Source organism: Streptomyces sp. NPDC048257, assembly GCF_043201855.1.
Lineage (GTDB): Bacteria > Actinomycetota > Actinomycetes > Streptomycetales > Streptomycetaceae > Streptomyces.
This window is the reverse complement of sequence record NZ_JBICZI010000026.1, coordinates 14,876-20,203: the sequence shown is the minus strand read 5'-3', so window position 1 is coordinate 20,203 and position 5,328 is coordinate 14,876. Positions and strand designations below refer to the sequence as shown.

Annotated in this window: 5 protein-coding genes; 2 read left to right on the top strand and 3 right to left on the bottom strand. The window is 72.0% G+C overall.

Annotation, left to right across the window (positions count from 1 at the left end):
* Nucleotides 1-174: 174 nt before the first annotated feature.
* Nucleotides 175-1,362, bottom strand: a complete 1,188-nt coding sequence (gene nadA, locus ACGFZK_RS31995; protein ID WP_393852344.1) for a quinolinate synthase NadA — start codon at nt 1,360-1,362, stop codon at nt 175-177.
* Nucleotides 1,363-1,655: 293 nt separating this feature from the next.
* Between nadA and erpA the strand changes: the two genes are divergently transcribed.
* Nucleotides 1,656-2,012, top strand: coding sequence for an iron-sulfur cluster insertion protein ErpA (gene erpA / locus ACGFZK_RS31990; protein WP_030010511.1), 357 nt, complete (start codon nt 1,656-1,658; stop codon nt 2,010-2,012).
* 88 nt (nt 2,013-2,100) lie between these two features.
* Here the strand turns inward: erpA and ACGFZK_RS31985 are convergent, their stop codons facing one another.
* Together ACGFZK_RS31985 and ACGFZK_RS31980 are read right to left on the bottom strand one after the other, a co-directional pair.
* Nucleotides 2,101-3,540 (bottom strand): hypothetical protein, encoded by a 1,440-nt coding sequence (locus ACGFZK_RS31985; protein ID WP_393852343.1) that lies wholly within the window; start codon nt 3,538-3,540, stop codon nt 2,101-2,103.
* 72 nt (nt 3,541-3,612) lie between these two features.
* The gene (locus ACGFZK_RS31980; RefSeq protein ID WP_393852342.1) at nt 3,613-3,852 is read right to left on the bottom strand and encodes a hypothetical protein; all 240 of its coding nucleotides are present in this window, start codon (nt 3,850-3,852) and stop codon (nt 3,613-3,615) included.
* Between the two features lie 131 nt (nt 3,853-3,983).
* Here ACGFZK_RS31980 and ACGFZK_RS31975 point away from each other — a divergent pair, with 131 nt between their 5' ends.
* Nucleotides 3,984-4,958, top strand: a complete 975-nt coding sequence (locus ACGFZK_RS31975; protein ID WP_393852341.1) for a carbohydrate kinase family protein — start codon at nt 3,984-3,986, stop codon at nt 4,956-4,958.
* Nucleotides 4,959-5,328 lie beyond the last annotated feature (370 nt).

Genomic DNA, 5,328 nt, shown 5'->3' with positions numbered 1-5,328 from the left:
GGCCCACGCGGGGGGTGGTGCCCCCCCGCGCGGACGCGGCGCCGCCCACGGCCGGCCGGGGCGGGGGGGCCCTCGCCCCGCGGCCCGCCCGCCCGGCCGAATGCCCGAAGGGGCGGCTCCCGTACGGGAGCCGCCCCTTCGGGCATCTGCGGGCCGGAGCCGTACCGGTCGCCCCTACGGGAGGGCGAGCATCCGCTCCAGCGCGAGCTTCGCGAAGCTCTCCGTCTCCTTGTCGACCTGGATCTGGTTGACGAGGTTGCCCTCGGCCAGCGACTCCAGGGTCCACACCAGGTGCGGGAGGTCGATGCGGTTCATCGTCGAGCAGAAGCAGACCGTCTTGTCGAGGAAGACGACTTCCTTGTCCTCGGCGGCGAATCGATTCGCCAGGCGGCGGACCAGGTTCAGCTCGGTGCCGATGGCCCACTTGGAACCGGCCGGGGCCGCCTCCAGCGCCTTGATGATGTACTCCGTCGAGCCGACGTAGTCCGCGGCCGCCACGACCTCGTGCTTGCACTCGGGGTGGACCAGGACGTTCACGCCGGGGATCCGGGCGCGGACGTCGTTGACCGAGTCGACCGAGAACCGGCCGTGCACCGAGCAGTGCCCGCGCCACAGGATCATCTTGGCGTTCCGCAGCTGCTCGACGGTCAGGCCGCCGTTCGGCTTGTGCGGGTTGTAGAGCACGCAGTCGTCCAGGGACATGCCCATGTCGCGGACGGCGGTGTTGCGGCCCAGGTGCTGGTCCGGGAGGAACAGGATCTTCTCGCCCTGCTCGAACGCCCACTCCAGGGCCTTCTTCGCGTTGGACGAGGTACAGATCGTGCCGCCGTGCTTGCCGGTGAAGGCCTTGATGTCGGCGGAGGAGTTCATGTACGAGACGGGCACCGTGGCCTCGGCGATGCCGGCCTCGGTCAGCACGTCCCAGCACTCCGCGACCTGCTCGGCGGTGGCCATGTCGGCCATCGAGCAGCCGGCGGCCAGGTCCGGCAGGACCACCTTCTGGTCGTCCGAGGTCAGGATGTCCGCGGACTCGGCCATGAAGTGCACGCCGCAGAAGACGATGTACTCGGCCTCCGGCTTGGCGGCCGCGTCCTTGGCCAGCTTGAAGGAGTCGCCGGTGACGTCCGCGAACTCGATGACCTCGTCACGCTGGTAGTGGTGGCCCAGGATGAAGACCTTGTCCCCGAGCTTCTCCTTCGCCGCGCGGGCACGCTCCACGAGGTTCGGGTCCGACGGCGAGGGCAGGTCGCCGGGGCACTCCACCCCGCGCTCGCTCTTGGGGTCGGCCTCACGGCCGAGCAGCAGCAGGGCAAGGGGCGTCGGCTGGACGTCCAAAGGCTGGGCGGTGGTCACGACACGCACCCTTTCTGTTCTGCGACAAGGGACTTCTGGATCATCGCTTCGACTTCTCGTCTACTTGACGTTATCTATCATAACCGCTTCACGTCAGTTTGACGATGCCGATAGTGTCAATGTGACGCATCAGCCCACGATTCGCCGGGCCCGCCCCCGCGCGCGGTGTGCGAGCATGGAATATCTGAAACAAGCGTCGGGTCCCGGAATGAATCCGCGGTCCCGCTCGTTGCCACCGACGGCAAGAGTCCGACGTTTCCTCGCCTCCGGCGGGGAGCCGCCCACTTCGGGAGTGAATGCAGATGTCCGTACAGGACGACAAGACCACCGTGAGCGACGGCATCCTCCTGTCCGACGCCGCCGCCGAGAAGGTCAGGACCCTGCTGGAGCAGGAAGGCCGCGATGACCTGGCGCTCCGCGTCGCCGTCCAGCCCGGTGGCTGCTCCGGCCTGCGCTACCAGCTCTTCTTCGACGAGCGCTCCCTCGACGGCGACGTCGTGAAGGACTTCGACGGCGTGAAGGTCGTCACGGACCGGATGAGCTCCCCGTACCTCCACGGCGCTTCCATCGACTTCGTCGACACCATCGAGAAGCAGGGCTTCACGATCGACAACCCCAACGCCACGGGCTCCTGCGCCTGCGGCGACTCGTTCAGCTAAGCCTGGACCGCCTGAACGGCGAGGGCCCGCCTCCGGTCGAATCCGACCGGAGGCGGGCCCTCGCCGTTCGCCCTGGAGCGGGCGCCGGCTACTGCCGGGCGAGCGGCTTGCCCGTGGTCGCGTCGAGCACCTTCCGGTCGCCCAGCGGCTGCTGCAGCGTCGCCGTCAAGGACATCTCCTGCGCCACCATGATGCAGGCCTGGCCCGGCTTGTTCGGGGTGTCCGTGATCTTCACCAGGACCGACTCCGCCTGCTCCCGCGCTTCCACGGCATAGGTGCTGCACGGGCTGCCCCAGAAGTTCACGGTCAGCTTCCGGTCGGCCTCCGCGTACGAGAAACCGGGCACGGCACGACCGTCCTTCGGGCCGGGGGCGCTCTCCTGGTCGGCGGCCGGCTGGGCCACGGTGTGGCCGGGCCCGCCGTCCTTGCCCGCCACCTCGAAGAGCCAGGCCGGGACGAGGCCCTGCGCCCCGTTCACCGTGCCGGGAACCAGCCCCAGCGTGGCGCCCTTCACCGTCTCCGTGCGCGGGGGCTTCATCGGCCGCGGCTCCGGGTTGCACGGCACCGTGTCCGTACCCGCCACCGGGGTGTCCGCCGCCAGCGGGACCGCGCTCGCGCATCCGCTCGGTTCGGGGTTGCCGCCCTCCCGGCCGCCCGACTTCGCGTTCAGCCTGGCCAGGGCCTCCACGGCCCCCACCACCGGCTGCTCGGCCGCCCGGACGGGGGCCTTCAGCTCGCCGTTGCCCGCGACCACCGAGGAGTCGGCGCCGACGCTGATCTTGGTCGACCAGCCCTGCGTGGGCAGCCCGCCGACCACCGGGTCCGCGGCCACCACCCGTACCGAACCCTGGGTGAGCCGGGCGTCCGGCTTCGCCCCCTCGATGCCCGCGGCCGCCAGTACGGGCGCCGCCGCGGCCTTCGCGGCGTCCTCGGACACCGGCTTGCCGGCCGGGGCCCCGCCGCCCGCGTCACGGGGGAGGCTGGCCGGGCCGCAGGTGTCCTTGCCGCGCACGCAGTCGTCCCCGGTGCCGTTGCCGTTGCCCGGCACCTGGAAGCGGGCGAAGTTCCACGTCCCCGGCGCCGTACGGGACACCGTGAGCCGGGGCCCGGAGCCGTCGGCGGCCTCCCCGGCCAGCCAGACGTCCCCGCTCAGGCGCGGCTCGCCCGGCAGGCCCAGGGCCGCGGCCAGACGGGCCACCTCCGCCGAGGTGACCTCGCCGGACAGCGCGAAGGTCGGCGCCGTGGCCGGAGCCTCCGGAAGCTTCACGTCGGCCCGGTAGACCACCCCGCCGCCGGACGGGTCGGGCTCCCCGGGCGCGATGCCCGGCCCCGAGGGGTCTCCCGCGTCACGGGGCGCGGAGGCCGCGCTGTCGCCCGTACGGTGGCCCGACCCGCCGTCGCCGTAGGCCGTCGACGCCCAGTACGCGGTGCCGCCGCCCGCGAGGAGGACGGCCGCCGCGATCGAGCCGACGGCCCAGGCGGGCCGCCGTCGTGTGCCGCGTGATGTGTCGGGTTCTTCGCTGGTCACCGCATCGCTCCTTCACCGGTTCCGTCGTACCTGATGCGGGTGTGACGGAACCGGCGGGCAACCGGTTCCCCGCTACTGGTCCCCGTACACGGACGTGGCGGCGATCAGCCGCGCCGAGGCGGGCGGAACGCTGATCCCGTGGATCTGCGAGGGGGTCACGCGCACCGGCCGCGGACCCGCCGGGACGGCCCAGTGCGGGGCCATCCGGGCGCAGTCACCCAGCAGACGGGCGAAGCCGGGCCGTCCTGGGGCTTCCGCGCCGCGCTTGTCGGCGGTGTACTCGGAGTAGCCGAAACCGTCGGTATAGGTCATGCAGGCACCGTAGACATCGGAGCTCCTGCGAAGAAAGAGCTACTAAGGGGTAGTTTATGGGGTTCGGCCTGAGGTCGCTTACCGGGTAGTTTTGACTGTCCCTCGCCGTCCTCAGCAGGAGCGTCCTCGCCGTGCGCATCGCAGTCACCGGCTCCATCGCCACCGACCACCTCATGACCTTCCCCGGCCGTTTCGCCGACCAGCTGGTCGCGGACCAGCTGCACACGGTCTCCCTCTCCTTCCTCGTCGACAACCTCGACGTCCGGCGGGGCGGGGTCGGCCCGAACATCTGCTTCGGCATGGGGCAGCTCGGCAGCCGCCCGATCCTCGTCGGAGCCGCCGGCTCCGACTTCGACGAGTACCGCGCCTGGCTGGACCGGCACGGCGTCGACACCGACTCCGTCCGCATCTCCGAGGTGCTGCACACCGCGCGCTTCGTGTGCACCACGGACGCCGACCACAACCAGATCGGCTCCTTCTACACGGGCGCGATGAGCGAGGCCCGGCTGATCGAGCTGAAGGCCGTGGCCGACCGGGTGGGCGGGCTCGACCTGGTCCTGATCGGCGCGGACGACCCCGAGGCGATGCTGCGCCACACGGAGGAGTGCCGCACCCGCGGTATCCCCTTCGCGGCGGACTTCTCGCAGCAGATCGCCCGGATGGACGGCGACAACATCCGCACCCTGATGGAGGGCGCGACCTTCCTCTTCTCGAACGAGTACGAGAAGGGCCTCATCGAGTCGAAGTCCGGCTGGACCGACGCGGAGATCCTGGCCAAGGTCGGCACCCGCGTGACCACGCTGGGCTCCAACGGCGTCAAGATCGAGCGCGTCGGCGAGGCCCCGATCGTGGTCGGCTGCCCGGAGGAGACCGCGAAGGTCGACCCGACGGGTGTCGGCGACGCGTTCCGCGCCGGGTTCCTGACCGGTCTGGGCTGGGGCGTCGGCCTCGAGCGTGCGGCGCAGCTGGGCTGCATGCTCGCGACGCTGGTCATCGAGACGCTGGGCACCCAGGAGTACACCCTGGCCCGCGCCCACTTCATGGAGCGCTTCACCAAGGCCTACGGCGAGGACGCGGCGACCGAGGTCCGCGCCCACCTGGCCTGACCGCCCCGCGACGCCCGAGCGGCGGGGGCCCGCCCCTGCCGCCACCGCGGCTCCGCCGGCGTCAGGGCCCGGCCCCCTTCCGCCTGGCCGGCGTTTGGGCCTGGGCCCTACCGAGCCTGGCCGGCGTTTGGGCGGGCCCCCCTTCCGCCTGGCCGGCGTTTGGGCCTGGGCCCTACCGAGCCTGGCCGGCGTTTGAGCCCGCCCCCTTCCGCCTGGCCGGCGTTTGGGCCTGGGCCCTACCGAGCCTCGCCGGGGTTTGAGCCCGCCCCCTTCCGCCTGGCCCGCGTTTGGGCCCGGGCCAACCCAGCCTCGCCGGGGGGGTGGGGGGGGGGGGGGGGGGGGGGGGCGGGGGGCCGCCGGGGGGGGGGTG

Excerpts from the sequence above, each read along its gene's own strand:
- ACGFZK_RS31980 (WP_393852342.1), bottom strand. The coding sequence starts at position 3,852 with ATGACCTATACCGACGGTTTCGGCTACTCCGAGTACACCGCCGACAAG.
- erpA (WP_030010511.1), top strand. The coding sequence starts at position 1,656 with ATGTCCGTACAGGACGACAAGACCACCGTGAGCGACGGCATCCTCCTG.